Here is a 26,179-nt window from a genome sequence, read left to right as displayed (position 1 = left end):
GCTCGGCTAGACTTCCCGGGACGCGGTCACGTCTCGCCACGTGGCCGCGTCACTGGAGGGTTGTCCGAGCGGCCGATGGAGCCTGTCTTGAAAACAGGTGGGCAGAGATGTCTCGTGGGTTCGAATCCCACACCCTCCGCAGGAGCGCGATCGTGATCGAGGTCGTCGAGTACCGCGCCTCGTGGCCCGAGCGGTTCGCCGGCCTCCGCGCGCAGTACGCCGCCGCCCTCGAGGCAGCGGCCGTCCCGCACCGGATCGAGCACGTCGGCAGCACGGCGGTCCCGGGCCTCGCGGCGAAGCCGGTGATCGACGTCGACGTCGTGGTGGATCCCGAGCACGTCACGGCCGCGGTGCGGGCGCTCGCGACGATCGGCTTCGAACCCCGCGGCGACCTCGGCATCCCTGGACGACAGGCCTTCCGGACGCCGGACCGCTTCGCCCCGAGCAACACCTACGTCGTCGCGGAGGGGGCCCTCGCGCTGCGGAACCACCTCGGCGTGCGTGACGTCCTGCGATCGGACACCGCCCTGCGCGACGAGTACGCCGCGGTGAAGCGGTGCGCTGCCCGGACGGCGGCGGACATCGACGACTACCTCGAGCAGAAGAGCGACGTCCTCGACCGCATCCTCCGCGCGGCCGGACTCACCGACGAGGAGCGCGCGTCGATCACCGCGAGCACACGCGGCATCACCGGCCGCGGCGCCCACGGCTGACGCCGAGCGGGCCGGCGGGACGCAGCCGTCAGGGCGTGTACGACGCGTGCGGCCAGGGCGCGACGAGCAGCCCGTCGGTCAGCTGGAGGGACAGCGCCAACCCGATGCCGGATCCCACGACGAGCCCGAGGGCCGCGAACGCCACGGCCGAACGACTCCGGCGCCGGGCGAGCCGCGCCGTGACCAGGAGCAGGCCCACCCCCACCACGTGCCCGATCACGAGCCCGGTCACTCCCAAGGGGATGCCCGGGTTCGCCCCCGTCCGGTCCGGTGTCGCGCCCCGCGTGGACTCCTCGGAGGCCAGGTACAGCCAGAGCCAGGACCCACCCCCGCCGACCACGCCGAGCGCGACCGTCACCCAGTACAGCGCCGCCCAGCCCGGCGACCTCCACCCCGTCCGTCGCCCGGACGCAACAACCCCCGTCGTCACCATGCGGTCATGGTAGCGGCGGGGGCTGCGGCTGCCGAGGTCAGACCGTCGCGGCGAGCCCCGGGTACAGCGCGACCAGCGGAGCGCTCAGTCCGGCACGGACGTCGCGGCTGATCTGGTCAGCGAGGACCTCGTGCTCTCCGGCCTCGACGGCGTCCCAGATCGCGCCGACGATCACGGCCGGGTCGGCCTTCTCGACGTCGAGGTCCGCCGTCATCCCCGTGTCGGTGTACCCGAGGTGGGCGCCGACCACCTGCGTGCCCTGCGGTGCGAGCTCGAGCCGGAGCGAGTTGGTCAGCGACCAGAACGCGGCCTTCGACGCCGAGTACCCGGCGCCGAGGGCGATCCAGCTCAGGACGGAGTGCACGTCGACCAGCGCGCCGCCGCCGAGTGATCCGGCGAACGCCTTGGCGACCCGGAGCGCACCGAAGACGTTCGTCGCGAAGACGCGCTCGACGTCCTCGACGGAGGTCTCGAGGAGCGGCGCCGACCCGCCGACGCCGGCGTTGTTCACGACGATGGTGACGTCCGAGGCGGCGCGGGCGGCGGCCTCGACGCTCGTCTGGCTCGTCACGTCGAGGACGAGCGGCACGATGCGCTCGTCGTCCCAGGTGCGCGGGGAGCGGGCGGTCGCGTAGACCTTGGCGGCGCCGCGGTCGAGTGCCTGCTGGACGAACTCGGCGCCGAGGCCGCCGTTCGCTCCGGTGACGAGGACGATCGCGTTGGTGAGGTCGGTCATGAGTGCTCCAGACGAGAGAGGTTGGGTACGAGAAGTGAACCTAGCACGTTGTGTACGGATTCCGAACCCAGGTAATATGGACCCATGCTCGGCATCCTCGGCGGCGACGAGCGCTGCCCCATCGCACGGTCCCTCGACGTCCTCGGCGAGAAGTGGACGCTCATGATCGTCCGCGACGCCCTCGCCGGCTCGACGCGCTTCACCCAGTTCCAGCAGAGCCTCGGTGTCCCGCGCGAGGTCCTCACCGCCCGCCTCGGCTCCCTGGTCGAGGGTGGCGTGCTCGAGCGGACCTCCTACAAGCCGGAGGGCGGGCGCGCGCGGGAGGAGTACGTCCTCACGGACGCTGGTCGCGACCTCTCGCTGGTGCTCCTCGCCCTGGCCGGCTGGGCCGACCGGCACCGGCCCTCCGACTGCACGTCGGACTACCGGTTCGTCGACGCCGAGACCGGCGATCCGGTCGAGGCTGCGGCGCTGACGACGGACACGCACCAGCGCGTGCCGCTGGAGCGACTCACCGCCGTCACGGACGGTTGATGACGATTGGCTTCCGCCCGCCGATAGGAGTGTCGGTATGAGTACCGAACTGTTGTCACGGCCCAAGAGAGCGACTCCGCCCGCGGCGGCCGCCTGGAAGAGCTACATGCCGCAGCGTGGGAACGGGGGAGTGCCCACTGAACGTGAAGTCCTTCGATACCTTCGCGACACACGGCGCAATCGTGAGTTGCGGCAAAAAGTGTCGGGAGAACTCCGAGAGGTCGCCAGCGAGGGGCCGGAGCTCCTCGTCAACATCGTGACCTCGGGACTCGCTGTCCTCACAGTTCTCGCAACCATCGCTGTGGCAGTGACAGCGCCGATGCTCTCGGGTCAATCCGGGCGCGCGGGTGACGTCGCGCTCTCGTACCTTGGCTGGATCGCTCTCTTCGTCGTGTTCGTGTTCATGGTCGGCATCCAGCTGGCGATCTTCCAGAAGGCGCGAGCGCGCCACGCCGCATCCTGGCTAGCCGCGTACGACGAAGCGGAAAGCCGGGCGCGAAAGTGGTTCGGCGTCTTCTGAGACTGGAGGCGCGAGGCGGGCCCGCCACGCGCCTCCAGGCCCACAGGTGGGTCCGTCAGCGACGCGCGTCGCACCCGCAACTCGCGCCGAGGACCAACTCGGCGGGCACCAGGTCGCGGTGCCACTGGTTGTCGGCGTCGAGACCGAGGACCCGGTCCACCGCTGCCGAGGCCATCGTCTCGATGGGCTGCCGGACCGTCGTGAGCTGGGGGTTGGTGTAGTCCGCCTCGGCAGCACCGTCGAAGGACACGACCGCGACGTCGTCGGGTGCCGAGAGTCCGAGCTCCCAGAGTGCGCGGAGGACGCCGACCGCCTGCATGTCGGAGCTGACGAAGACGGCTCGTGGGCGGTTCTCGTCCGCGAACATCCGGAGGCCGCCCTCGTACCCGCCGCGGCGGTTGAAGTCCGTGCGGACGATCGGGCCGTCCGGCAGGCCGGCGTCGCGGAGAGCGCGCATCCAGCCCTGTTCGCGCAGTTCCATCGACCCGGTGTGGCCCATCACGAGCCCGATCGACCGGTACCCGTGCTCGACGAGGTGCCGGGTGCCGTCGTACGCGCCGCGGAGGGCGTCGACGCCGATGCTCGGGTGGTCGGGGACCTCGAAGAAGGTGTTGAGCAGCACCATGGGGATGCCCGGGTCGGTGACCCGTGACAGGTCGGGCCGGGTCATGATGCTCGTGACGATGATGCCGTCGACCTGCCGGGCGGACAGGGTGCGGAGCCGGTCGCATTCCTGGGCGACGTCGCCGTCGCTGTTGGCGAGCAGGACGTCGTACCCGCGCGCGGCCGCGGCGTGCGTGACGGCGACGGCGAGCTCCGACCAGAAGGGGTTGTCGAGCTCCGGGACGATGAGGCCGAGCATCTTGGACGAGCCGGTGCGGAGCGCCTGGGCGCTGGCGTTCGGGCGGTACCCGAGGACCCGGATCGCCTCGCGGACGCGAGCGGCCGTCTCGGCGGCGACGGGCCGCGGGCCGTCGTGCACGACGTAGCTCACCACCGACGTGCTGACGCCGGCGTACCGGGCGACGTCGGCGCGGGTGACCGCCCTCGGGGTCGTCGGGACGGTCACGTCAGCCACCTTCGTCGGGTCCGGAAGCCGCGTTCGGGTGCCGGCCCGTTGCGGACCGACACCCGAACACCACTTGCTACTCGCTCGCGATACTAGACGAGGACACCGTCGCGGCCGGCTCAGGGGCGTCGCCGAAGTCCGGCACCTCGAGGCGGACACCGCCCTGCAGCGCGGACTGGTGGGCGATGATCCCCGGCAGGGTGAAGCGCGCGGCGGTCCACGCGTTCACCGGCGGCAGGGTCCGGTCGACGACCGCGCGGACGAAGTCGTCGGCGAGGAACTGGTGGCTGCCCTCGTGCCCGGTCGGGACCCCGGCGTACTCGGCCGGCAGGCGGTCGGTGTCGTGCACCTCGGCGTACCCGGACACGAACGCGTCACGGAGCGAGGGGTCGACCCCGGCCAGGCGCGGGTCGTCGAGGTCCATCGTCGCCTTCGTGTTGATCTGGTCGCTGATGTCGTGCGAGTCCTCCTTGTCCTGCCAGACGCTGACCTTGGCGAGCTGCTCGAAGCTCGCCTCGGTGCCGAAGTAGCGGAAGCGGGACTCGCGGATGTGCGACGGGTACCCGACGCGGCGCATCTCGTTGATGCGCATGACCCCGCCGTTGTCGAGCTCGAACAGGGCGGTGGCGTTCGAGAAGTCGTTGTCGAACTGGCTGACGTCCTTGTCGAAGACGCCGTCGCCGCGGTCGTCCTTGACGCCGATGCAGCTGACGCTGACGGCGTGGCCGGGGATCGCGCCGAGGACACCGCCGACCGAGTGGGTCGGGTAGAGCATGGGCGGGTAGCTGGCGGTGCGCTTCCAGTCCTCGCCGCCGCTGAACTGGTACGCGGCGTAGAAGCCGAGGTCCATGTCGTGGACGTAGTCGCCCTCGGAGTAGAACACGCGACCGAAGGCGCCCTCGGCGACCTGCTTGCGCGCGAAGACCGTCGCCGGGTTGTAGTAGCTCGTCTCACCCATCATGTAGGTGAGGCCGGTCTCGCGGACGGCCTCGATGATGTCGCGGATCTCCTCGACGGAGATCGCCATCGGCACGGCCGAGTACACGTGCTTGCCGGCGCGGAGGGCCTTGACCACGAGCGGGCCGTGGGTCCAGCGCTGCGTGAAGATCGCGACGGCGTCGACGTCCGACGCGAGCACGGCGTCGAAGTCGGGGAACGTGCCGTCGAGGTGCTGCGACTCGACCAGCTCGGACGCGCGGTCGTCGACGAGGTCGGTGACGTAGACGCGGTCCACGTCGGGGTGCAGCTTGAACAGCTTGGCGAACTGGGGGGCGAACTGGCCCGCGCCGACCATTCCGACAGAGATCATCAGTGACCTTTCCAGGGGTGTGGGATGTGTCGCCGAGCGGGTCGCTCCGATGCGATCGGAGGCCATGCTCGCACGGTTGTCTACTCGTGACAACCCCTGTATCAGAACGGGGAAGCGACCCTTGCGGGCTGACGTCCCCACGTGTAGATTCCCGGCTCACGGACTGCCGCACGTCAGTCCACCGCAGACGAAGGAGTCGCGATGGCCACCGAGAGCCCCGTGTCGTCACCCTTGACGACCGCCTGCCCACGGAGGGATCGGTCCACCGATCTCGCCCGTGCACGGACGTCCTCCCCACGACGCCGGCCCAGGAACGACCTGTGGCTCGCACTGGTCTTCATCGCCCCGGCGGCGATCGGGTTCGCGGTCTTCCTCGCGTGGCCGACCGTCCGGGGGATCTACCTCAGCTTCACCTCGTACAACCTGCTCACCCCGCCCGAGTTCACCGGACTGCAGAACTACGTGCGGCTCGTGCAGGACTCGATCTTCTGGCACTCGATGGTCGTCACCGTCGAGTACGTCCTCATCAACATCGTCATCCAGACCGTCGTCGCGCTGTTCATCGCCGTCATGATGCACCGCCTGACGAAGTCGACCTTCGTGCGCGGGATCGTCCTCGCGCCCTACCTGGTGTCGAACGTCGTCGCGGCGCTCGTCTGGCTGTGGATCCTCGACACGCAGCTCGGCATCGGCAACGAGATGCTCGCCGCGCTCGGCCTCGACCGCATCCCGTTCCTGCAGAGCGACGTCTGGGGCATCCCCTCGATCGCCCTCATCAACGTCTGGCGCCACGTCGGCTACACGGCGCTGCTCATCTTCGCGGGCCTGCAGTCGCTGCCCGAGACCGTGTACGAAGCCGGACGCATCGACGGCGCGAGCGAGTGGAAGATGTTCTGGCGGATCACCGTGCCGCTCCTCCGCCCGATCCTGTCGCTGGTGCTCATCATCACCGTGATCGGGTCGTTCCAGGTGTTCGACACCGTCGCCGTCACCACGCAGGGCGGCCCCGCGAACGCCACGAACGTCGTGCAGAACTACATCTACAACCTGGCCTTCGGCCGGTTCCAGTTCGGCTACGCCTCAGCGGTGTCGGTCGCGCTCCTCGTCGTCCTCAGCATCATCACGATCATCCAGTACCGCCTCACCCGCTCGGGTGAGTCGGACCTGGACTGAACGGAGCGTCTCGATCATGACCACCACACTCACCCGCTCCGTCACCACGAAGCGTCAGCCCCGACCCGGAGCCGGCCACCGCCGTCGTCCCTCGGTCGGCCGCGTCCTCGCCTGGATCGCGATGATCGCCGTCATCGTCATCACCCTGTTCCCGTTCTACTGGATCCTCCGCACCGCACTGTCCTCGAACGGCGCGATCAACTCCGACCCCACCTCGCTGCTGCCGGTCGGCTTCAGCCTGGGCGGCTTCGAGCGGGTGTTCGGGCTGCAGTCCACGAAGGAGGCGCTCGAGCAGGGCGGCTCCGGTGCGGCGCTGAACTTCTGGCGCTACCTCGGCAACTCCGTGATCGTCTCGACCCTCGTCACCGTCGGCCAGGTGTTCTTCTCCGCCGCGGCCGCCTACGCCTTCGCCCGGCTGCGCTGGCCCGGCCGCGACAAGGTCTTCGCGGTGTTCCTCGCCGGGCTCATGGTCCCCGCGATCTTCACGCTGCTGCCGAACTTCGCGCTCATCAAGGAGCTCGGACTCGTCGACAACCTGCTCGGCATCGCCCTGCCGACGATGTTCATGACACCGTTCGCGGTGTTCTTCCTCCGGCAGTTCTTCCTCGGCATCTCGAAGGAGGTGGAAGAGGCCGCCCTCATCGACGGCGCCGGCAAGGTCCGGGTGTTCTTCCGCCTGGTCATCCCGATGGCGGCCGCACCGATCGCGACCCTCGCCGTCCTGACGTACATCACGAGCTGGAACGACTACTTCTGGCCGCTCATGGTCTCGTACACCGACAGCTCGCGCGTGCTCACCGTCGCACTCGGCGTCTTCAAGTCGCAGACCCCGCAGTCCGGCACCGACTGGGCGGGGCTGATGGCCGCGACCCTGGTGGCGGCGCTCCCGATGATCGTGCTGTTCGGCCTCTTCGCCAAGCGGATCGTCAACTCCATCGGCTTCTCCGGGATCAAGTGACCCGGGTCGGACAGGACAACACCATGACGAACGAACTCTCCCGCCGCGCGCTCTTCGCCGGTGGCGCCTCCGCCCTCGCCCTCGGTGCGCTCGCCGCGTGCTCCTCGCCGAGCCGTGGGACCGGAACGGCGTCGCGGAGCGGTGCCACGACCGTGAGCTACTGGCTGTGGGACTCCAACCAGCTGCCCGCGTACCAGGCGGTCGCCGACGCGTTCCACCAGGAGCACCCCGACATCACCGTGAAGATCACGCAGCTCGGCTGGAACGACTACTGGACGAAGCTCACCGCCGGGTTCATCGCCGGCACCGCGCCCGACGTCTTCACCGACCACCTGACGAAGTTCCCGCAGTACTCGGACCTCGACGTCCTCTACAAGCTCGACGAGCTCGAGGCGACCAAGGGCATCCGCGACGACGACTACCAGTCCGGGCTCGCCGAGCTCTGGAAGGGGAAGGACGGTCACCGGTACGGGTCCCCGAAGGACTGGGACACCATCGCGATGTTCTACGACAGGAAGGCGATGGCGAAGGCCGGGGTCTCCGACGCGGACCTCGCCGACCTCGAGTGGAACCCCGACGACGGCGGCTCGTTCGAGCGGATGCTCGCGCACCTGACCGTCGACGCCAAGGGCCGCCGCGGGGACGAGCCCGGCTTCGACAAGCACGACGTCGCGGTCTACGGCATCTCGTCGAACGGCTCCGGCGGCGACGGCTTCGGGCAGACGCAGTGGTCGCCCTTCACCGGGTCGGTCGACTGGTTCTACACGAACGAGAACCCCTGGGGCGACAAGTTCCGCTACGACGAGAAGGTCGTGCAGGACACCCTCGCCTGGTACTACGGGCTCGCCGAGAAGGGCTACATGGCGAAGTACGGGGTGTTCTCCACCACCACCGGTCCGGAGGTCCAGCTCGGTGCCGGCAAGTGCGCGCTGTCGTTCAACGGCTCGTGGATGATCGGCTCCTACCTCAACATGAAGGACCTCGACATCGCCCTCGCGCCGACGCCCGTCGGACCGATCGGCCACCGTGCCTCGATGTTCAACGGGCTCGGTGACTCGATCACGAAGCAGGCGAGGAACCCCGAGGCAGCCGCGAAGTGGGTCGCGTTCCTCGGCAGCGACACCGCGCAGGAGATCGTCGGCAAGGCCGGCATCGTGTTCCCCGCGCGTCCCGCCGGCACCGAGGCCGCCGTGGCCTCGTTCCGGAAGCGTGGGCTCGACGTGTCCGCGTTCACCCGCCAGGTGGAGGAGAAGACCACGTTCCTGTTCCCGGTGACGAAGAACCCCGCCGACGTCCAGGCGCTCCTGCAGCCCGCGTTCGACGACGTCTACGCGAACGGCAAGTCGATCCGCACGCTCACCGGGATCAACGAACAGGTCAACAACCTGCTCGCGCTCACCTGATCACCGGTGCGCTCCGGTGGGCGTCGGCCGGGCCCGCCGGGTCGCCTGACGTGACCACCCTCGGACTGGAGGCGCGGTGCGGGCCCGCACCGCGCCTCCCGTCAGTGAGACTGGAACCGTGGAACGACGTGCGCTGATCCTGGTGGCCGCGGCCGAGGAGTTCGACCGCGCCGGCTACGCCGCCGCGACCGTCGCGGGCATCGCCCGCGCCGCGGGCGTCTCGCAGGGTGCCCTGCACTTCCACTTCCCGACCAAGCTCGCGATGGCGCTCGCCGTCATCGACGAGCAGAACGCCCGCACCTTCGACGTCGTGAGCCACGCCGAGACATCACCGACGGCCGCGCTCATCGCCGCGTCACGGAGCATCGCCGACCTGCTCCGCACCGACCCGATCGTGCGCGCCGGCATCCGGCTGTCGCTCGAGCGCGGCGAGTTCGCGGCGGCGACCGTCAGCTTCTACGAGCAGTGGATCGCGGGGATCGTCGACGTGTTCCGGCTGGCGATCGCCAGCGGAGAGCTCCGCACCGAGCTGTCCGCCGAGCAGCTCGGTGCGACCCTCGTGCCGTACTTCACGGGCGTGCAGCTGGTGTCGGACGTCCGGACCGGTCGGGCTGACCTGTCCCAGCGCGTCGGGACGATGTGGCAGGTCGTGCTCGGCGCGACCGCGGATCCGCGGCACCGGGAGCGGTTGCTCGCAGTGGCGGCGGAGACGTTCGCCACGGCAGACTGACCGCATGAGCATCCCCGACGGTGCGCGGAGCGCAGCCCGAGTGCTGACCACCGTCGCGACGTTCTTCGTCACCATCGGCTTCGTCAGTGTCTCCGTGGCGCTGTGGTCCCTCTTCGTCACGGTCGACGACGGCGGCGGAGCGAACATCGGCGGCGGCATCCTCGCGCTCTTCGGACTCGCTGTGGGCGGCATCGGCCTGGTGCTGCTCGCCGCCGGCGGTGTCGTCGCCGTCACCGGACGCATCCGCGGCAGACTGGCGACATGACGAAACCTCGTGCAGGATCCGTGCCCACGACCTCGGTGGAGGGGCCGCACCGCCAGGTCGACCAGCTCGCGCCGCCGGAGCTGTGGGGCCGACTCGTCGCCGCGGTGTTCGCGCTGCCCGACGTCGTCGAGGGGCACAGCCAGGTCTCACCGGCGAGTTCGCGTGCCGTGTTCCCGACCGACCGCGAGGCCGAGTCGGCGCCGGAACGGTCCCTCGCGCCGGGGCGCCGGCTGGAGCCCGTCCACCTGCACGGTGTGGACGACACGAGCGTGCACCTCGTGCTGCCACCCGAGCGGGGCCGGGAGCTGATGGCGCTGGGCTGGGCGGAGCCGCACGGCTACGCCGACTTCGGGACCGAGTTCATGGTCTACGGGCCGCGCGACGAGGACGAGCTCGCCGTGGTGGTCGGGATCGTCGAGGAGAGCCTGGCGTTCGCACGGGGCTGACGGTCGGCGTCGCCGGTGTGCTGGCGTCGGGGTCCGGGGTCCGGGTTCCGAGTTCAGACGTCGCGGAGTTCGCGGTCGCGGAACCACTTGAGGAGCCACGCCGCGGTCGTGCGGTCGAACGACCGCGGGAAGTCGACGGTGTCGGACAGGAACGGGCTGAAGCCTTCTTCGGCGGCGACGTCCGTGTCGTCGAGCGAGTGGTACGCCATCGACCAGCCGTCGAACCGGCGGCGCTCGATGTCCTCGCGGATGAGGGACTTCACCTCGCCGTGGCGGCGGTCCTTCGCGATGACGCCGAACCGGTCGTCGACGCTGAACGCCGGGCCCTCGAGCAGCTGCATGAAGCGGCCGTCCTTCGCGAGCAGGATGCCCGAGACGCCGAGTGCCTCGTTCCGGAGCCGCGCTTCGCGCAGCAGCTCGGCGAGAGCGGCGTCGTCGAAGGGGACGACCGCGCGGCTCATGTAGACGATGGAGACGAGCACGGGTTCATCCTGGTGGACGGCGCTCGGTCGCGCGAATCTTGTCCACGATCCGCCGCCGCCCTCGGGTGCAACCGGGCATCAGGTGCCCACGGTCGTCCGGTCGGGCACCGCGCGGGTGCGGTTGCGGGTGGCCGGAGCGGCCAGCAGCGCGACGACGAGCAGCGCGGCCGGCACGAGCATCGCGGTCTGCAGCCCGAGGTGCTCGCCGAGGAACCCGAGCGCGGGCGGCCCGGCGAGGAAGGCGATGTAGCCCGCGGTCGCGACGACGGACACCCGCCGGTCGCCGTCGGTGGGGTGGTCGCCGGCGGCCGAGATCGCGAGCGGGAACCCGAGGGCGATCCCGAGGCCCCACACCCCGGCGGCAGCCGCGGTGAGCCACGGGTTGGGCGACACGACCACGAGCAGCACCCCGACGACCCCGACGATCGCGCACACCCGGATGACGGGCGCCCGACCGAACCGCGCCACGAGGGGCGAGCCCGCCGAGCGACCGACGAACATCGCGAGGGCGAAGCCGGTGAAGACGAGGGAGCCGGTGACCTCCGGGGCGTCGTGGTCGGTCGTCATGAGCAGTGGCAGCCAGTCGCTCGCCGCGCCCTCGGCGAACGCCATCGCCAGGGTGATCACCGCGATGAGCAGGACCTGCACGGTGATGACGGCGCGGAGCCGTGGTGCTGCGTCGACGACGTCGGACGGCTCGACCGAGGTCGCACGGGGGAGCGGGCGGAGGTTCGTCGCGGCGAAGGTCGCGAGCCCGGCCATCACCACCGTGGCGATGAGCAGGTGCACGAGGACGGGCGTCCGGACGGCGGTGAGGGCGATGCCGGCGAGGCCGCCGACCACGGTGCCGAGGCTGAAGCAGGCGTGCAGCATCGGCACGACCGGGCGGGAGAGCTGCCGCTCGACCGCCGCCGCCTCGACGTTGAGGCCGATCTCGGCGACGCCCGACCCGAAACCGATCAGGAACAATCCCACCCAGACCCCGACGGACGACTGCGCCGGCGTGAGCAGCGCGACGAGGAGCATCCCGGTGACGGGGAGCGCCCCGCCGAGCACGATGAGCGGCCGGGTGCCGAGCCGCCGCACCAGGGCTCCGGCACCGAGGATCCCGATCATCGACCCGATCGACAGGCCGAGCAGGACGAATCCCATCGCCTCGATCGACGCGCCGAGCTCGTCACGGACCGCGGGTGTGCGGGTGATCCACGACGCGATCCCGAACCCGGTCATCGTCGACGTGGCGAAGAGTGCCGCGCGGTGGCGCCCGATCATGGGTCCATCAGAACGTTTCACTGCCGCCGAGTCAAGGGGATCGCCCGGAACACCGGCCGACGTCAGCGCAGCATGCCGAGCGATCGCGCCTCGGACACGGCGGCCGTCCGTGAGGAGACCCCGAGCTTCGAGAACACGTGGACGAGGTGGGACTTCACGGTGGCGTCGCTGATGTGCAGGCGCGCGGCGACGTCGCCGTTCGACGCGCCCTCGGCGACGAGCCGCAGGACCTCGATCTCACGGGCCGACAGTGCGACCTGCGGCGCTCGCATCCGGGCCAGCAGCCGTCCGGCGATCGCCGGTGCGAGCGCGCTCTGGCCCGACGCCGCCGCTCGGACCGCCGCGATGAGCTCGTGCGGCGGGGCGTCTTTGAGCAGGTACCCGCTCGCGCCCGCCTCGACCGCGCCGAGGATGTCCCCGTCGGAGTCGTAGTTCGTCAGGACGAGCACGTACGGCGCCGCGTCGAGCGCCCGGATCCGGCGGGTGGCGTCGGCGCCGGTGGCCTCCTGGCCGAACTGCAGGTCCATCAGGACGAGCTCGGGTGCCAGCGTCTCGGCGAGCGACACCGCGTCGGCCGGGGACGACGCCTCGCCGACGACCTCGAGGCCGTCCTCGTCGTCGAGGAGCGCGCGGAGGCCGGCGCGGACCACCGGGTGGTCGTCGGCGATCAGGACGCGGATCACGGGACCTCCAGGGCGGCGACGAGCGTGGTCCCTCGGCCGGGGCCGGAGGTGATGTCGAGTCGTCCGCCGAACTGCTCCACGCGGTCCTGCATGGCACGCAACCCGAACGAGTCGGTCGACCCGGCGCGCGCCTGGGCGGTGACCGGGTCGAAACCGACGCCGTCGTCGGCGACCGTCAGTCGCGCCTCCCGGTCGGTCACGCCGAGTGTCAGACGGACGGTGGTCGCACGGGCGTGCTGCACCACGTTGGCGACCGCGCCCTGGGCGATGCGCAGCAGCGCCGTCTGGACGTCCATCGGCAGCGACACCTCGGGGACCTCGACGGTCGCGGTCAGCCCGTCACGCGTCCACTGCTGTTCAGCGAGTCGGCGGAGTGCCGCCGCGAGTCCCTGGTCGAGCGATGGCGGCGTGAGCTCCCGGATGAAGCGCCGGGTGTCCGCGAGGCCGTCGGCGGCGGTCTTCCGCGCGAGCCGGATGTGGTCGAGCCCGGGGCGCTCGCCGTCGGCGCGTTCGGCCGCGTGCAGGAGCATCTGGATGCTCGACAGCCCCTGTGCCACGGTGTCGTGGATCTCCCGCGCGAGCCGAGCGCGCTCGGCGAGGACGCCCTGTTCGCGCTCGGTGGCAGCCAGGCGGTCGCGGGTGGCGAGGAGCTCGGCGACGAGGGCCTCACGCTCCACGGCCTCACGTGCGAGGGCCCGGTAGCCGAGACCGATGAGCAGCGCGACGCCCGCGCCGACGAGCGGACCGACGACCCCGCCGACGGTGAAACCGCCGTGCAGGCCCAGGGCGACGACGGCGACGAGGGTCGCGACGACCACCGCGGCCGGGCCGACGACGCGCGGCAGGACGTGGAGGTACAGGAAGAAGAGCGGGAAGACGAGGTACGCCGCTTCGGGCACGAGGACGAGCAGCGCGATCCACACGAGGGTGAGCGCGACGATCCAGACCGCTCCGACGACGGTCCGGCGTGCTCCGGCGGCACGGGCGACCAGGGCACCGAGGAGGTAGACGCCCGCGAACAGCGCAGACAGGGTCAGCGGCACCCACGAGCCCGACGCACCGACCACCACGATGCGGACGACGACGAGCACGAGGAGCGCGGCGAACAGCACGTGCAGGCCGGTCCGCAGACCGACGAAGACCGGGGTGAGGGTGCTGTGCGCCATGTCCGTCCCAGCGTACGGAGCCGCGCACCGCGGCGGATCAACCGAAAGTTCGATCGGCGGACCAACCTCGTCGGCGATGTCGCAGCGGACCGTCCCGGGGAGGCTCGGATGCATGGTCGCGGAGGGTCCGCGACCGGGAAAGGACCACCGTGTTCGTCGCCTGGCGCGATCTCCGGTTCGCCCGCGGACGCTTCGTGCTCATCGGCTCCGTCGTGGCGCTCATCACCCTGCTCGTCGGGTTCCTCGCGGGGCTCACCGGCGGGCTCGCGGCGCAGAACGTCTCGGCAGTGCTGGACCTGCCGGGCGACCGACTGGTGCTGCAGCAACCCTCGAGCGGGCAGCCGTCGTTCGGCGAGTCCACGATCGGCCGGGAGGCGCGGGTCGGCTGGCAGACGGCGGCCGGCGTCGACCAGGTGGTGCCGGTGGGCATCGTGCAGGGCCGCGCGACGGCGGCTGCGGGTCCGGGTGCGGACTCGGGCGCCGGAGGACCCGCGGTCGGGGTCGCCCTGTTCGGGATGCCCGCGTCGGGCTCGGGCTCGGTCGCGGGGCCGGTCGCTGCGCTCGCTCCGGGCCGCGACGACGAGGTCGGCCTGTCGGCCGCCGCCGCGTCCGACCTCGGTGTCGACGTCGGCGACCGCGTCACGGTGACCGGCACGACCTACCGGGTCGCGTCGGTCGGCGGCGAGGCCTGGTACAGCCACACACCGGTGCTCGCTATGACGCCCGACGCCTGGTCCGCCGCCGACCGTCGGCTCGGCGGGGACGGCTCCCCGACGTTGCTCGCCGTGAGCGGTTCGCCCGACTGGGACGCGGTCGCGGCAGCGACGCACACCTCCGCGGCATCGCACCTCGGATCGCTGACCGCACTCGAGACCTTCAGATCCGAGATCGGCTCCCTCGCCCTGATGATCGCGATGCTCTTCGGCGTCTCCGCCCTGGTCGTCGGCGCCTTCTTCACCGTGTGGACGATGCAGCGAGCAGGCGACGTCGCCGTGCTCAAGGCCCTCGGGGCGAGCACCGGTTCGCTCGTCCGCGACGCCCTCGGTCAGGCGCTCGTCGTGCTCGTCGCGGGGATCGCCGTCGGGATGGCGGCCGTGGTCGGCCTCGGTGCGCTCGCCGGGGGAGCCCTGCCGTTCCTGATGAGCCCCCTCACCACCGTCGTCCCCGCGGTCGTGATGGCCGCACTCGGACTCGCCGGAGCGGCCGTCGCCCTCCGGACCGTCACCGCCGCAGACCCCCTCACCGCACTCGGGAGCAACCGATGATCACCCTCGACGACGTCACCCTGACCTTCCCCGACGGCGACCGCCGGGTGACCGCAGTCGACCACGTGTCCCTCACCGCGCCGGCCGGGGTGGTGACGGGCATCACCGGACCGTCCGGCTCGGGCAAGTCCTCGTTGCTCGCCGTCGCTGCGACGCTCATCCGTCCGGACTCCGGGCGGGTGCTTCTCGGCGGCCCGGGTCCCGAGGTGGTCGACGCCGCCGCACTGACCCGTGACGAGGCCACCGCGCTCCGACGGGAACGGATCGGCATCGTCTTCCAGCAGTCGAACCTCCTGCCGGCCCTGACGGCCCGCGAGCAGGTGCTCGTGATGGCGCACCTCGGCGGTGCGCGGCGCCGGTCCCGGACCGCCGCGTCACCGGCGCGGGTGGACGAACTCCTCGACGCGGTCGGGCTCACCGCGCACGCCGACAAGCGTCCCGCGCAGCTCTCCGGTGGTCAGCGACAGCGGGTGGCGATCGCCCGGGCGCTCGTGCACGATCCCGACGTCCTGCTCGTCGACGAGCCGACCAGCGCGCTCGACCAGGAGCGGGGTGCGGCGATCATGGGCCTGATCGCCGAGCTGACGCACGAGCGCGGCACGGCGACGCTGCTCGTCACCCACGACATGGTGCACCGGGACGTCCTCGACGAGCTCGTGACCGTCGTCGACGGGCGGGTGGTCACGGACCCGGCGGTCGGCGACCGTCCCGGCGCCGACGGAGTGTCGGTCGCAGCGGCCTAGGATCGGGCACATGGCGACCGTCCTCCTCGTCCGGCACGGACGCACCACCGCGAACGCGACCGGAGTGCTCGCCGGCCGGACGGCAGGGGTGGCGCTCGACGCCGTCGGCCGGCAACAGGCCGCCCGCACGGCGGAGCGGATCGCCGCCGTGCCGCTCGCCGCGGTGGTGTCGAGCCCGCTCGAGCGGTGCCGGCAGACCTCGCGCGCGCTGCTCGAACGACAGGTCGGCTCCCCGGAGACCCGGATCGAACGGGCGATCACCGAGTGCGACTACGGCGAGTGGCAGGGCCAGAAGCTCGCCGACCTGGCGAAGGAGCCGCTGTGGCGCACGGTCCAGGCGAACCCGAGCGCCGTCGTCTTCCCGGGCGGTGAGTCCATGCAGGGCATGCAGTCCCGCGCGGTCGCAGCGATCCGCCGCATCGACGCCGAGGTCGAGGCGGCGCACGGTCCCGCCGCCGTGTGGGTCGCCGTGAGCCACGGGGACGTCATCAAGTCCGTCCTCGCCGACGCGCTCGGCATGCACCTCGACCTGTTCCAGCGCATCGCCGTCGGACCGGCCTCGGTGTCCATCGTGCGCTACGGCGAGCACCGTCCCGAGGTCGTCGCGTCGAACACCGAGTCGGGCGACCTCGCCTGGCTGGCCGCCGCACCCGCGCCGACCGGCGACGCCGCGGTCGGTGGCGGAGCCGGGCACGACGACGCACCGGGTGAGCCAGGCCCTGCCAGACCCTGAACGAGTGTCACCCGGCGCTCCTACAATGCGGGGTATGCCCACCATCGTGCACGGCTTCGACTGGCCGGACCGTCTCGTCGTCGGGACGGTCGGCCTCCCGGGCGAGCGCTCCTTCTACATCCAGGCCCGAGACGGCCGCCGCGTCACGAGCGTGGCGCTCGAGAAGGAGCAGTCGGCGGTCCTCGCGGACAAGATCGACGAGCTCCTCGACGAGGTCGCCACGGTCGAGGACAACCGCTTCAGCGTCCCGCCGTCCGCCCCGACCGAACTGCGCGACGGGGCGCCGCTCGACCAGCCGGTCGAGCCCGAGTTCCGCGCCGGCGCCCTGAGCCTCGGCTTCGACCCGGCCACGGCGCAGGTCGTCATCGAGGCGTACCCGATCGACGACGAGATCGAGATCGTCACCGAGACGGACGACGACGGCGAGGAGATCGAGGCCGTCGTCGAGATCCCCGAGCCCGCAGAGCTGTTCCAGGTGAAGATCCCGGTCGGCACCGCCCGCGCGTTCGTCGAGCGCACACGGCAGGTCGTCGCCGCCGGCCGTCCGCCCGGCGACGCATGAGCGACGGATCGCTGTCCATCCGGGCGCGCATCCGAGAAGCCTCGAACGCCACGTTCCTCGCCGACCTCGACGGCGAGTCCGTCGTCTACAAACCGATCGAGGGCGAGCGGCCGCTGTGGGACTTCCCCGACGGCACGCTCGCCGATCGCGAGGTCGCCGCGTACCTGGTGTCCGAAGCGTTCGGCTGGGGCGTCGTGCCACCGACGTGGATGGGTGACGGGCCGTTCGGGCGCGGCATGGTCCAGCGCTGGCAGGACGTCGACCCCGAGCAGGACGCCGTCGACCTCGTCCCCACCGACGACGCCGAGGCCGAGGGGTCCCCGTGGCTGCCGGTGCTCGAGGCGATCGACGAGCAGGACCGCCCCGTCACCCTCGTGCACGAGGACACGGTCGCGCTCCGTCGGATGGCCGTGTTCGACGTCGTCGTGAACAACGCCGACCGCAAGGGCGGCCACGTGCTGGCGATGCCGGACGGCCACCGGTTCGGCGTCGACCACGGGCTGGCCTTCCACGTCGAGCACAAGCTCCGCACGGTGCTCTGGGGGTGGATCGGCGAACCGCTCGACGCCGACGAGCTCGAGGGCATCGACCGGGTGACCGAGGCGCTGCACGGCGACCTCGGCGCCGCCCTCGACGAGCACCTGACCGTCGCCGAGGTGGACACCCTGCGGGCGCGTTGCGCTGCCCTGCGGGCCGTCGGGGTCTTCCCGCCGCCGCCCGGGAACGGTCCGGCCGTTCCCTGGCCGCTCTTCTAGCCGGACCGCTCTGCACCGAGCGACGCGCCGCGTTGCCGACGGCGCCCGGGCAGCTGGACACCGTCAGGTCGGCGGGCACCGTCGGGTCCGGAGCCCGCCGACCCGGACCGCGTCCCGGCTGCGGGGACGCGGAACCCGCGGTGATCCGGTCGGAGTGCGCCGTTGCCCTCCGGGACTCCGCGGGGGTCGACCGGTCGAGGGCGGATCAGGTGCACTCGTCCGGCCGGCTCCGAGCGCGCCGACGAGGTCGGTGCGCGTGGATCGGTGTCGGCGGCCGGGGTCTGGGGCAGCTGTGGCGTCAGCATACGACGGTCCGGACCGGAGCAACAGACCCAGCCGGACGGCGGCCTGGAGGCGCGGTGCCAGCCCGCCCTGCGCCTCCAGGCCGCCGTTCCCGCGTCAGACCGCCCAGTCGTCACCGAACAGGCTGCCGCGGCGTGCACCAAGGTACGAGCCGACGACCGCGACCCCGAGGTCGTCGTTCTCCGGCGTGACCACCGTGCCGTCCACCCGCTTCGCCATCGAGTCGATGAACCGGGCCAGCCCGGGGTCGTCCCCGAGCCGGAAGAAGGTCGTCTGCGCCCCGAGGCGTCCGGCGTTCTCGAGCTCGCGGACGGACAGCGCGATCGTGATCGGGTCCGGCGGGTACCCGAACCAGACCTGCCCGTTCGGCTCGAGGTGGGACGTCGGCTCGCCGTCGGTGACGATGAGGAGCACGGGCTGCGCCGTCGGGTGCTTCCGGAAGTGGCGGTTGGCGAGCAGCAGCGCGTGGTGCAGGTTCGTGCCCTTGTCCCACATCGCGTCGAGTCCGACGAGCTGCTCGATGTCCATCACCTCGGCCTCGCGACCGAAGGCGATGAGCTGCAGGTCGTCCCCGCGGAACCGTGTGGACACGAGCGTGTGCAGGGCCAGGGCGGTGCGCTTCATCGGCACCCACCGGTCCTCCATCGCCATCGAGAACGACGTGTCGACGAGGAGCGCCACGCAGGCCTGGGTCCGCGCCTCGGTCTCCTGCACCTCGACGTCGTCGATCTCGAGCCGGACGCCCGGACCGAGCCGGCCGGACGCCGCGGTCCGCGTCAGCGCGTTCGTGATCGACCGGGTGACGTCCCACGGCTCGGTGTCGCCGTACTGCCACTGCCGGGTCGACCCGGACGGTTCGCCGGCCGCACCCGACCGGCGGAGGTCACGGCCGCCCTGCCTGCCGGACATCCGCTCGGCGACGTCGCGGAGCAGGCTCTTGCCGAGCTGCCGCATCGCCTTCGGGGTGAGCCGGAGTTGCCCGTCCGCGCCACGACGCATCGCTCCGGAGTTCCGCAGGGCCTTCTCGAGCTGCTGCAGGGTCTTCGCGTCGACGGCCGCCTCGTTGCCGAGCTGCCGGGCGAGCGCGTCGAGGTCGAGGTCGTCGAGGTCGGATCCGGGGCCGGACTGTGCGATCTGATCGGCCAGGGCGTCGAGGTCGGCGATGTCCTGGAACACCCCGGTGCCGTCGCCGAGCCCGAGCCCCTGGTCGCCGTCCATCCGCTCGGAGCCACCCCAGTCCTCACCGGGGCGGAGTGACCGGAGGTTCCCGTCGAGCTGCGCGAGCTGCCCCATCAGGTCTGGTGAGCCGAACGCCTGCTGGGCGAGGGCGTCGAGTTCGTCCCGCTGTTCCTGGGTCATCGAGTTCCGCATCCGCTGGGCGGCTGCCGCCCGGGCGGCGAGGTCGTCGAGGAGCTCCTCGACGTTCTGCGGGTTCGACGGGAAGTACTGTCCGTGCTCCGCCATGAACGCGTCGAACTGCTCGGGGGTGTCCTCGCCACGAGCGTGCGACTCGAGCAGGGCGTTGAGGTCACGCATCATGTCCGCCACGGCCTGCCGGTCCTGGTCGGTCGCACCTTCGAGGGCCTGCTTCATGCCGGCGAAGCGCTGGTCGAGCACCTCGCGGCCGAGCAGGTCCTTGATCTCCTCGTACTTCTGGCGTGCGGTCGGGCTCTTCCAGTCGTAGCCGCTGAGCTCCTGCACGGCGGACGCCGGCGACGGGGACAGGCTGTCGAGCTGCATCTCGGCGAGGGCGCGGTCGCCGTCGTCGATGTCCGTGTCGCGGGCGAGCTGCCCGCGTTCGGCGAGCACGGCTTCGTCGAGCAGCTGCTTGACCTGCTGCAGCGTGCCGTCGAGGTTGTTCTTGCTCGTCAGCTCACGGCGTCGTTCGGCCACGCGGCGGGCCAGGTCGTCGAGTCCGCGCTGGTCCCGACCACCGCGGCGGAGGAACTCGCGGATCGCGCGCTCGGGCGACGTCCCGCCCATGACGTCCTCGCCGATCGCGTCGAGCGCCTCGGCGAGGTCGACCGGGGGAGCCAGCGGATCCGGGCCGTCCTCGTACCGTCCGTAGCGGGCGTCGCGGGACAGCCGCCGGTTCTGCCTAGCCATAGACGGCTTCGCCCCCGCCGGACTCCTTGCTGATGCGTCGTGCCAGGTAGAGCCCCTCGAGGGCGAGCTCGATCGCACCCGCCCGCTCGCCGTCGTTCGTGGCGCCGAGTCGGTCGCACACCTGGTCGTACAGGTCGGACTCACCGATCGACGGCAGCCCTTCGAGGAACGCACGGGCGCTGACCTGCTCGCCCGTGGTCACCATGGTGCCGCCGTCGAGCGCCTCGACCAGCACTGCGAAGTCGAGTCCCGTGAAGCGGGAGCGCACGGTCTCCGCCGTCGCCGTCCGGAGCAGGTGCTCGAGCACCTCGTCGGCACGGTCCTCCTCCCCGTTCTCGAACTCGATCTTGCCGCCGAGCACGTCGACCGCCGTCTCGAGGTCGATCGGACGCGCGACCGCGTGGTCCTCGCCCTGCCGGGCCGCGCGGTGCACGGCGGCCGCGGAGACCGTCTCGGCGCCCGCGATCGAGAAGCGGGCGCTGACGCCGCTGCGCTGGTCGACCGCGCTCGATGCACGGAGTGCCCGGGTGAAGCGGGCGAGGATCTCGATGAGGGCGTCCGGCACGTCGGCGGTCAGGTGCGCCTCCTGCCGGATGACCGCGATCTCGTCCTCGAGCTCGATCGGGTAGTGCGTGCGGATCTCGGCACCGAAGCGGTCCTTCAGCGGAGTGATGATCCGGCCGCGGTTCGTGTAGTCCTCCGGGTTGGCACTCGCGACGACGAGCACGTCGAGCGGCAGGCGCAGCACGTACCCGCGGATCTGGACGTCGCGTTCCTCCATGACGTTGAGCATCGCGACCTGGATGCGTTCGGCGAGGTCGGGGAGCTCGTTGATCGCGACGATGCCGCGGTGGCCACGGGGGACCAGGCCGAAGTGGATGGTCTCCGGGTCGCCGAGGCTCCGGCCCTCGGCCACCTTCATCGGGTCGACGTCGCCGATCAGGTCCGCCACGCTCGTGTCCGGCGTCGCCAGCTTCTCGACGTAGCGGTCGTCGCGGCGTCGCCACTCGATGGGCATCGCGTCACCGAGGTCCTCGGCTCGACGGATGCTCGCGGTGGTGATCGGTTCGAAGGGGTGCTCGCCGAGCTCGGACCCGGCGATGACCGGTGTCCACTCGTCGAGCAGGCCCTGCAGGGTGCGGAGCAGGCGGGTCTTGCCCTGCCCGCGCTCGCCGAGCAGGACGACGTCGTGGCCGGCGATGAGGGCTCGTTCGAGCTGGGGCACGACGGTGGTGGCGAAGCCGTGGAGGCCGGGCCACGGGTCGCGGCCCTCGCGGAGGGCACTGAGCAGGTTGTCGCGGATCTCGGCGCGGACCGTCTTCTGGACGTGACCAGAGGTGCGGAGCTCGCCGACCGTTCGGATGGAGGGTCGGGTCACCACTCCGACGTTACGCCCGTGCCGTGGACGCGGCCGTGTCCGGGCCTGGAGGCGCGTGGCGGGCCCGCCCCGCGCCTCCAGGCCCGCTTGTGGGTTTACATAGCAATTGCAATGATTGGGGTTCCGGCGTCGGAGCCGGATTCGATAGGGGGATCCGGCTCCGCGCCGGATCGTTCGTACCGAATGTGAACCACCGTGGCGATCTCGGCGTACGGTCCCCTTTCGTGAGCAGCACGAACGGGGCGATCAAGAGCCTGGTCCCCGCCAGGATGGACAGACTGCCGTGGACCCGGTTCCACTGGAGTGTCGTCGTCGGACTCGGGGTCTCCTGGGTCCTGGACGGTCTGGAGATCCAGATCGTCTCCAACGCCGGCTTCCAGGCGGACCTGAACCTGTCGACGCAGCAGGTGACGTCCCTCGGGACCATCTACCTCGTCGGGCAGGTCGTCGGCGCACTGGTGTTCGGGCGCCTGTCCGACCGGTTGGGACGCCGGAAGCTCTTCATCCTCACGCTGGCGATCTACCTCGTCGGTTCCGGTATCGCGGGACTCGCGCAGGACTTCTGGTTCCTCGCCGCGTTCCGGTTCGTCGCCGGTCTCGGCATCGGCGGTGAGTACGCGGCGATCAACTCCGCGATCGACGAGCTCATCCCCTCGAAGTACCGCGGCCACGTCGACATCGCCATCAACGGCACGTACTGGGGTGGCGCCGCGCTCGGTGCGTTCGCGAACATCTACCTGCTCGACACCTCGTACTTCGCCGAGAACATCGGGTGGCGCATCGGCTTCTTCCTCGGCCCGGTGCTCGGCATCGCGATCATCTTCCTGCGACGCCACATCCCCGAGAGTCCGCGGTGGTTGATGACCCACGGGCGCGAGGAGGAGGCCGACGCGACCGTGACGCGGATCGAGGAGTCCGTCGAGAAGTCGACCGGACACCGTCTGCCGGAGGTCGACCAGTCGAAGGCGTTGACGGTCACACCCATGGACCGCGTCGGGTTCCTGACGATCGCGCGGGTGCTCCTCAAGCAGTACCCGACCCGCACCCTGGTCGGCGCGACGATGATGATCACGCAGGCGTTCCTGTACAACGCGATCTTCTTCACGTACGCGCTCGTGCTCACGAACTTCTTCGGGCTGAAGACCGCGCAGACGTCGATCTACTTCTTCCCCTTCGCGATCGGCAACCTGCTCGGCCCGATCATCCTCGGGCGGTTCTTCGACACCTGGGGTCGTCGGCAGATGATCTTCCTGACGTACCTGGTGTCCGGGCTCGTCCTGGCGACCTCGGCGTTCCTCTTCCGAGCGGACGCCATCAACGCCACCGTGCAGGTCGCGTTCTGGTGCGTCTCGTTCTTCTTCGCCTCGGCCGGTGCGTCGAGCGCGTACCTCACCGTCAGCGAGATCTTCCCGCTCGAGCTGCGGTCGCAGGCCATCTCGTACTTCTTCGCCCTCGCGCAGATCTTCGGTGCGATCGCGCCGGCGATCTACGGGGCGTTCATCGGGAACGGGTCGTCCCGCGAACCACTCTTCTGGGGGTACCTGCTCGGATCGGCGGTGATGATCGCCGGCGGGGTCGTGGCCCTGATCTTCGGGGTGGACTCCGCCCGCAAGGGCCTGGAGGACATCACGCAACCCCTGTCGGTGCTGACGGGGGAGTCGGACCCGGCACGAAAGTAGTATTCCGTATACGGAGTGTTTAGCGGGCGCGGTCCGGAGCTGTCATCGTGCTCCGCATGGCACTCCTCCACACCGCGACGACAGTCCGCACGGTCCACGATCCGACCTCGTCCGAAGCCGGCGGCGTGGGCCGTGCGTGATCCTGGCGACATGGATCGATCGACGAACCGTCCCGGACGCGGCGGGGACGACCCGAACGGCATCCGACGGAGCCTGCTGCGCGACGCGGTGTTCGCGCGCCTGCTCGACAGTGTGCTCCGCGGGGTCTACCGCCGCGGGCAGCGCATCCGGCTGGACGACATCGCGGACGACATGGGGGTCTCCCGCACGCCGGTGCGCGAGGCGCTGGTCCCGCTCGAGACGCTCCGGCTCGTCACCGTGCAGCGCTACGTCGGTGTCGTCATCACGGACTGGACGGTCGAGCACATGAGCGAGCGGGTCCGGATCGCCCGCACGATGTTCACGGATCCCTCGGTCGGGTCGGACGGCGCCATCGATCGGTTCGACGCCCAGCGCTTGCGGGAGTGCGCGACGGAGGGTGGGGCCTTCGTCGAGGTCGGCTCGTGGTGGCTCCGCCGACACGGGGCCGCCGTCAGCGCCGACTGGCTGCTGTCCCAGCGCGCCGTGCTCGATGCCTTCTACACGGACGACGTCGCACTGGCGAACGGGATCGACGCGGTCGTCGCGCGGCGTGATCGCATGCAGATCGTCGAGCGTGCGGCTCGCGCGGCCGAGGCCGGGGCGCTCGAGGACTGCGCCGACGCCCTGGTCGAACTCGCCACCGCACTCGTCGCGTTGCCCGAGCGGTTCCGGGCGGCGGCCTGAACACTCCCCGGGGATTCCGGGGACCCTCGCACTGATTCGCCAGGTGCTCCCGTGGCAGTGTGGTCCGGTTGCCGTCCCCGCGACCCGGAACCGATCGGGTCGCGCGGGACCGTCGGCGCCCGACAGGGAGGGCGCCGCCCGCGCGCCCGGTGGACGGGCGTGCACCGTGTCCGCACACGACAGGAGTGCCCGTGAACGACGTCCGCGACCGATCCCACCGACTCAACCGAGCGACCGGGATCGCACGACACGGACGTCTCCGCCACCGGCACCCCGCCGGCACCGCCGTGAAGGTGCTGTCCGGCGTCGCCGCGGTCGCCCTCGTGAGCTCCGCCTCGGTCGCCGCGATCGCAGCCAAGCAGGTCAGCGACGACCTCGGCGACGGCGTGCAGATCCAGGGACAGTCCGCACCGCAGGCCCGGAGCGCCTCGAACGCGCTCAGTTCCTACAAGGGCGGCTTCAACATGCTCGTCGTCGGGACGGACAACGACCCCGACCAGGGCACCGCCTACGGTGAGCGCGACGCCACCCTCAACGACGTCAACATCCTGCTGCACGTCTCCGCCGACCACAGCAACGCCACCGCGGTCAGCATCCCGCGCGACCTCGTCACACCGATCCCCGCCTGCCGCAAGGCCGACGGCTCCGGGACCACCCCGGCGATGGCGGCGCAGCCGATCAACACGGCGTGGGGCGAAGGCGGGCTGAACTGCGTCGTGCAGACCGTGCAGGGGCTCACCGGCCTCGACGTGCAGTACTCGGCGGCGGTCTCGTTCACGGGCGTCATCGAGATGTCGAACGCGATCGGGGGCGTGCCGGTCTGCGTCGCGCAGCCGATCCACGACCGCTACACCGGGCTCGACCTGCCGCAGGGCACGTCGACGCTGCAGGGGGACCAGGCGCTCGCGTTCCTGCGCTCCCGCCACGGCGTCGGGGACGGCTCCGACCTCGGGCGCATCTCGAGCCAGCAGGTCTTCCTGTCGTCGCTCCTCCGCACGGTGAAGTCGAACGACACGCTCACCTCGCCGACCACGCTCTACAAGCTCGCACGCGCCGCTGCGTCGAACATGCAGCTGTCGCAGAGCCTCGGGGACGTCGGGACGATGGTGCAGATGGGGCGGGCGCTGCAGGACCTGCCGCTGGCGCAGGTGAACTTCGTGCAGTACCCGGGGACGACCGGGGGCACGGGGGTGTACTCGGGCAAGGTGCAGCCGACGACGGAGCTCGCGACGCAGCTGTTCGCCAAGATCAAGGCGGACCAGTCGTTCTCGCTCGGGGCGGACAGCACGGGCATCGGGTCGGAGCGTGCGGCGGCGGGGCAGTCGTCGGGCGCCGGGCAGTCGTCCGGCCAGGCGGACGGTCAGACGGCAGCCGGGCAGGCGGCGGCCGGCCAGGCGGCGTCGAGTGCTCCGGCGGCGGGGGCTGGCGCTCCGGCAGCCGGCGCGGCTTCGTCCCCGGCTGCCCCGGCAGCGTCCGCGCCCGCGTCGTCGTCGACGCCTGCTTCGACGCCCGACACGATCGACGGCCTGCAGGGGCAGTCCGCCGACGAGCAGACCTGCTCCAAGGCCTTCGGTTCCTGAGGCGCCACCCCCGCCGGCGCCGGCGCCGCCCCGTCCGCGAAAGCGACACTTCGCCGCGGAACACCCGCGTGCAACTGTCGCTTCGGCGGCCCCACCCGGGCTCGATCGCACGGAAGTGTCGCTTCGGCGCAGGCGACGGCGACGGCAGCGGCCGCGATGCCCGCGACGCACACGCCGGACGCGCCGGACGCGCCGGACGCGCCGGACGCGGCGTTCGCGTGCTCGAGGTTCGCGGTCAGCGACAGTTCACGCGCTCCGCGGCCCGTGACGTGTCGCTGCGCACGAAACTCCGCGGGCGCGACGACGCTCCGCATGCCGAGGGACCGAGAGCGGGGGCGCGGTGGTGGACCGCGCCCCC

At 71.2% G+C, this 26,179-nt stretch carries 27 protein-coding genes and 1 tRNA gene; 18 read left to right on the top strand and 10 right to left on the bottom strand.

Annotated features, from left to right (window positions below):
- Positions 1-54: 54 nt before the first annotated feature.
- Together EDF64_RS11265 and EDF64_RS11260 are read left to right on the top strand one after the other, a co-directional pair.
- Positions 55-139: transfer RNA gene (locus tag EDF64_RS11265), tRNA-Ser, on the top strand.
- Between the two features lie 13 nt (positions 140-152).
- Positions 153-713, top strand: a complete 561-nt coding sequence (locus tag EDF64_RS11260) for a GrpB family protein (protein ID WP_133520080.1) — start codon at positions 153-155, stop codon at positions 711-713.
- A 28-nt stretch (positions 714-741) separates the two neighbouring features.
- On the opposite strand, the gene EDF64_RS11255 is transcribed toward EDF64_RS11260, so the two are convergent.
- Positions 742-1,146 carry a hypothetical protein gene (locus EDF64_RS11255; RefSeq protein WP_133520079.1) on the bottom strand — a complete coding sequence of 135 codons (405 nt, stop codon included), beginning with the start codon at positions 1,144-1,146 and terminating at the stop codon, positions 742-744.
- Between the two features lie 37 nt (positions 1,147-1,183).
- On the bottom strand, positions 1,184-1,882 hold the full coding sequence (locus EDF64_RS11250) for an SDR family oxidoreductase (RefSeq protein WP_133520078.1): 699 nt from the start codon (positions 1,880-1,882) through the stop codon (positions 1,184-1,186).
- Positions 1,883-1,966: 84 nt separating this feature from the next.
- On the opposite strand from EDF64_RS11250, the gene EDF64_RS11245 reads away from it, so the two are divergent.
- Together EDF64_RS11245 and EDF64_RS11240 are read left to right on the top strand one after the other, a co-directional pair.
- A complete protein-coding gene (locus tag EDF64_RS11245) occupies positions 1,967-2,416 on the top strand; it encodes a winged helix-turn-helix transcriptional regulator (RefSeq protein WP_133520077.1) in 450 nt (149 codons plus the stop codon).
- A 37-nt stretch (positions 2,417-2,453) separates the two neighbouring features.
- Positions 2,454-2,936, top strand: coding sequence for a hypothetical protein (locus tag EDF64_RS11240; RefSeq protein ID WP_133520076.1), 483 nt, complete (start codon positions 2,454-2,456; stop codon positions 2,934-2,936).
- Positions 2,937-2,991: 55 nt separating this feature from the next.
- On the opposite strand, the gene EDF64_RS11235 is transcribed toward EDF64_RS11240, so the two are convergent.
- Together EDF64_RS11235 and EDF64_RS11230 are read right to left on the bottom strand one after the other, a co-directional pair.
- Positions 2,992-4,005 carry a LacI family DNA-binding transcriptional regulator gene (locus EDF64_RS11235; RefSeq protein ID WP_243736356.1) on the bottom strand — a complete coding sequence of 338 codons (1,014 nt, stop codon included), beginning with the start codon at positions 4,003-4,005 and terminating at the stop codon, positions 2,992-2,994.
- Positions 4,006-4,081: 76 nt separating this feature from the next.
- Entirely contained in the window at positions 4,082-5,314 is a 1,233-nt protein-coding gene (locus EDF64_RS11230; RefSeq protein WP_432207026.1) for a Gfo/Idh/MocA family protein, read from the bottom strand.
- 201 nt (positions 5,315-5,515) lie between these two features.
- On the opposite strand from EDF64_RS11230, the gene EDF64_RS11225 reads away from it, so the two are divergent.
- From EDF64_RS11225 to EDF64_RS11200, 6 genes are all read left to right on the top strand, one after another.
- Positions 5,516-6,487 (top strand): carbohydrate ABC transporter permease, encoded by a 972-nt coding sequence (locus EDF64_RS11225; RefSeq protein WP_243736355.1) that lies wholly within the window; start codon positions 5,516-5,518, stop codon positions 6,485-6,487.
- A 16-nt stretch (positions 6,488-6,503) separates the two neighbouring features.
- Complete coding sequence (locus EDF64_RS11220; protein ID WP_133520074.1) at positions 6,504-7,445, top strand: carbohydrate ABC transporter permease; 942 nt, start codon at positions 6,504-6,506, stop codon at positions 7,443-7,445.
- 23 nt (positions 7,446-7,468) lie between these two features.
- Positions 7,469-8,848 (top strand): ABC transporter substrate-binding protein, encoded by a 1,380-nt coding sequence (locus EDF64_RS11215; protein WP_243736354.1) that lies wholly within the window; start codon positions 7,469-7,471, stop codon positions 8,846-8,848.
- 118 nt (positions 8,849-8,966) lie between these two features.
- Positions 8,967-9,578, top strand: a complete 612-nt coding sequence (locus EDF64_RS11210) for a ScbR family autoregulator-binding transcription factor (protein WP_166645698.1) — start codon at positions 8,967-8,969, stop codon at positions 9,576-9,578.
- Between the two features lie 4 nt (positions 9,579-9,582).
- Positions 9,583-9,843, top strand: coding sequence for a hypothetical protein (locus tag EDF64_RS11205; protein ID WP_133520071.1), 261 nt, complete (start codon positions 9,583-9,585; stop codon positions 9,841-9,843).
- On the top strand, positions 9,840-10,289 hold the full coding sequence (locus EDF64_RS11200; protein ID WP_243736353.1) for a luciferase family protein: 450 nt from the start codon (positions 9,840-9,842) through the stop codon (positions 10,287-10,289). The genes EDF64_RS11205 and EDF64_RS11200 overlap by 4 nt, the downstream gene beginning before the upstream one ends.
- 53 nt (positions 10,290-10,342) lie before the next feature.
- On the opposite strand, the gene EDF64_RS11195 is transcribed toward EDF64_RS11200, so the two are convergent.
- The 4 genes from EDF64_RS11195 to EDF64_RS11180 all read right to left on the bottom strand — a co-directional run bounded on the left by EDF64_RS11195 (position 10,343) and on the right by EDF64_RS11180 (position 13,892).
- Entirely contained in the window at positions 10,343-10,771 is a 429-nt protein-coding gene (locus tag EDF64_RS11195; RefSeq protein WP_133520070.1) for a BLUF domain-containing protein, read from the bottom strand.
- Positions 10,772-10,849: 78 nt separating this feature from the next.
- Positions 10,850-12,043, bottom strand: a complete 1,194-nt coding sequence (locus EDF64_RS11190) for an MFS transporter (protein WP_243736352.1) — start codon at positions 12,041-12,043, stop codon at positions 10,850-10,852.
- Positions 12,044-12,105: 62 nt separating this feature from the next.
- A complete protein-coding gene (locus EDF64_RS11185) occupies positions 12,106-12,726 on the bottom strand; it encodes a response regulator (protein WP_133520069.1) in 621 nt (206 codons plus the stop codon).
- Entirely contained in the window at positions 12,723-13,892 is a 1,170-nt protein-coding gene (locus EDF64_RS11180; RefSeq protein WP_133520068.1) for a sensor histidine kinase, read from the bottom strand. The genes EDF64_RS11185 and EDF64_RS11180 overlap by 4 nt, the downstream gene beginning before the upstream one ends.
- Before the next feature lie 149 nt (positions 13,893-14,041).
- On the opposite strand from EDF64_RS11180, the gene EDF64_RS11175 reads away from it, so the two are divergent.
- From EDF64_RS11175 to EDF64_RS11155, 5 genes are read left to right on the top strand one after another with little or no spacing between them, the layout of a single operon-like run.
- On the top strand, positions 14,042-15,157 hold the full coding sequence (locus tag EDF64_RS11175; protein ID WP_133520067.1) for an FtsX-like permease family protein: 1,116 nt from the start codon (positions 14,042-14,044) through the stop codon (positions 15,155-15,157).
- Complete coding sequence (locus tag EDF64_RS11170) at positions 15,154-15,900, top strand: ABC transporter ATP-binding protein (protein ID WP_133520066.1); 747 nt, start codon at positions 15,154-15,156, stop codon at positions 15,898-15,900. Before EDF64_RS11175 ends, EDF64_RS11170 begins: the two co-directional genes overlap by 4 nt.
- 10 nt (positions 15,901-15,910) lie before the next feature.
- Positions 15,911-16,633, top strand: coding sequence for a histidine phosphatase family protein (locus tag EDF64_RS11165; RefSeq protein WP_133520065.1), 723 nt, complete (start codon positions 15,911-15,913; stop codon positions 16,631-16,633).
- Positions 16,634-16,667: 34 nt separating this feature from the next.
- The gene (locus tag EDF64_RS11160) at positions 16,668-17,195 is read left to right on the top strand and encodes a DUF3090 domain-containing protein (protein ID WP_133520064.1); all 528 of its coding nucleotides are present in this window, start codon (positions 16,668-16,670) and stop codon (positions 17,193-17,195) included.
- Positions 17,192-17,950, top strand: coding sequence for an SCO1664 family protein (locus EDF64_RS11155; protein WP_133520063.1), 759 nt, complete (start codon positions 17,192-17,194; stop codon positions 17,948-17,950). Before EDF64_RS11160 ends, EDF64_RS11155 begins: the two co-directional genes overlap by 4 nt.
- Before the next feature lie 399 nt (positions 17,951-18,349).
- Here EDF64_RS11155 and EDF64_RS11150 read toward each other — a convergent pair whose 3' ends face one another.
- On the bottom strand, positions 18,350-20,359 hold the full coding sequence (locus EDF64_RS11150) for a vWA domain-containing protein (RefSeq protein ID WP_133520062.1): 2,010 nt from the start codon (positions 20,357-20,359) through the stop codon (positions 18,350-18,352).
- Positions 20,352-21,740, bottom strand: coding sequence for an AAA family ATPase (locus tag EDF64_RS11145; protein ID WP_133520061.1), 1,389 nt, complete (start codon positions 21,738-21,740; stop codon positions 20,352-20,354). The genes EDF64_RS11150 and EDF64_RS11145 overlap by 8 nt, the downstream gene beginning before the upstream one ends.
- Positions 21,741-21,961: 221 nt before the next feature.
- Between EDF64_RS11145 and EDF64_RS11140 the strand changes: the two genes are divergently transcribed.
- The 3 genes from EDF64_RS11140 to EDF64_RS11130 all read left to right on the top strand — a co-directional run bounded on the left by EDF64_RS11140 (position 21,962) and on the right by EDF64_RS11130 (position 25,821).
- Complete coding sequence (locus EDF64_RS11140) at positions 21,962-23,416, top strand: MFS transporter (protein ID WP_347813186.1); 1,455 nt, start codon at positions 21,962-21,964, stop codon at positions 23,414-23,416.
- A gap of 150 nt (positions 23,417-23,566) precedes the next feature.
- Entirely contained in the window at positions 23,567-24,241 is a 675-nt protein-coding gene (locus tag EDF64_RS11135; RefSeq protein ID WP_133520060.1) for a GntR family transcriptional regulator, read from the top strand.
- Positions 24,242-24,432: 191 nt separating this feature from the next.
- Positions 24,433-25,821 carry an LCP family protein gene (locus EDF64_RS11130; RefSeq protein WP_133520059.1) on the top strand — a complete coding sequence of 463 codons (1,389 nt, stop codon included), beginning with the start codon at positions 24,433-24,435 and terminating at the stop codon, positions 25,819-25,821.
- Positions 25,822-26,179 lie beyond the last annotated feature (358 nt).

The sequence above is a fragment of the Curtobacterium flaccumfaciens genome, assembly GCF_004361695.1.
Taxonomy (GTDB): Bacteria; Actinomycetota; Actinomycetes; order Actinomycetales; family Microbacteriaceae; genus Curtobacterium; species Curtobacterium flaccumfaciens_B.
Note: the sequence above shows the minus strand (reverse complement) of the source record. Positions and strands in the feature narration are given on the sequence as shown.

What these genes read in the sequence shown, in the direction of transcription:
- EDF64_RS11150 (WP_133520062.1), bottom strand. Translation starts at nt 20,359, where the DNA reads ATGGCTAGGCAGAACCGGCGGCTGTCCCGCGACGCCCGCTACGGACGG.
- EDF64_RS11240 (WP_133520076.1), top strand. Translation starts at nt 2,454, where the DNA reads ATGAGTACCGAACTGTTGTCACGGCCCAAGAGAGCGACTCCGCCCGCG.
- EDF64_RS11205 (WP_133520071.1), top strand. Translation starts at nt 9,583, where the DNA reads ATGAGCATCCCCGACGGTGCGCGGAGCGCAGCCCGAGTGCTGACCACC.
- EDF64_RS11200 (WP_243736353.1), top strand. Translation starts at nt 9,840, where the DNA reads ATGACGAAACCTCGTGCAGGATCCGTGCCCACGACCTCGGTGGAGGGG.
- EDF64_RS11180 (WP_133520068.1), bottom strand. Translation starts at nt 13,892, where the DNA reads ATGGCGCACAGCACCCTCACCCCGGTCTTCGTCGGTCTGCGGACCGGC.
- EDF64_RS11255 (WP_133520079.1), bottom strand. Translation starts at nt 1,146, where the DNA reads ATGGTGACGACGGGGGTTGTTGCGTCCGGGCGACGGACGGGGTGGAGG.
- EDF64_RS11135 (WP_133520060.1), top strand. Translation starts at nt 23,567, where the DNA reads ATGGATCGATCGACGAACCGTCCCGGACGCGGCGGGGACGACCCGAAC.
- EDF64_RS11230 (WP_432207026.1), bottom strand. Translation starts at nt 5,314, where the DNA reads ATGATCTCTGTCGGAATGGTCGGCGCGGGCCAGTTCGCCCCCCAGTTC.
- EDF64_RS11220 (WP_133520074.1), top strand. Translation starts at nt 6,504, where the DNA reads ATGACCACCACACTCACCCGCTCCGTCACCACGAAGCGTCAGCCCCGA.
- EDF64_RS11190 (WP_243736352.1), bottom strand. Translation starts at nt 12,043, where the DNA reads ATGATCGGGCGCCACCGCGCGGCACTCTTCGCCACGTCGACGATGACC.
- EDF64_RS11155 (WP_133520063.1), top strand. Translation starts at nt 17,192, where the DNA reads ATGAGCGACGGATCGCTGTCCATCCGGGCGCGCATCCGAGAAGCCTCG.
- EDF64_RS11250 (WP_133520078.1), bottom strand. Translation starts at nt 1,882, where the DNA reads ATGACCGACCTCACCAACGCGATCGTCCTCGTCACCGGAGCGAACGGC.
- EDF64_RS11160 (WP_133520064.1), top strand. Translation starts at nt 16,668, where the DNA reads ATGCCCACCATCGTGCACGGCTTCGACTGGCCGGACCGTCTCGTCGTC.
- EDF64_RS11165 (WP_133520065.1), top strand. Translation starts at nt 15,911, where the DNA reads ATGGCGACCGTCCTCCTCGTCCGGCACGGACGCACCACCGCGAACGCG.
- EDF64_RS11170 (WP_133520066.1), top strand. Translation starts at nt 15,154, where the DNA reads ATGATCACCCTCGACGACGTCACCCTGACCTTCCCCGACGGCGACCGC.
- EDF64_RS11215 (WP_243736354.1), top strand. Translation starts at nt 7,469, where the DNA reads ATGACGAACGAACTCTCCCGCCGCGCGCTCTTCGCCGGTGGCGCCTCC.
- EDF64_RS11245 (WP_133520077.1), top strand. Translation starts at nt 1,967, where the DNA reads ATGCTCGGCATCCTCGGCGGCGACGAGCGCTGCCCCATCGCACGGTCC.
- EDF64_RS11225 (WP_243736355.1), top strand. Translation starts at nt 5,516, where the DNA reads ATGGCCACCGAGAGCCCCGTGTCGTCACCCTTGACGACCGCCTGCCCA.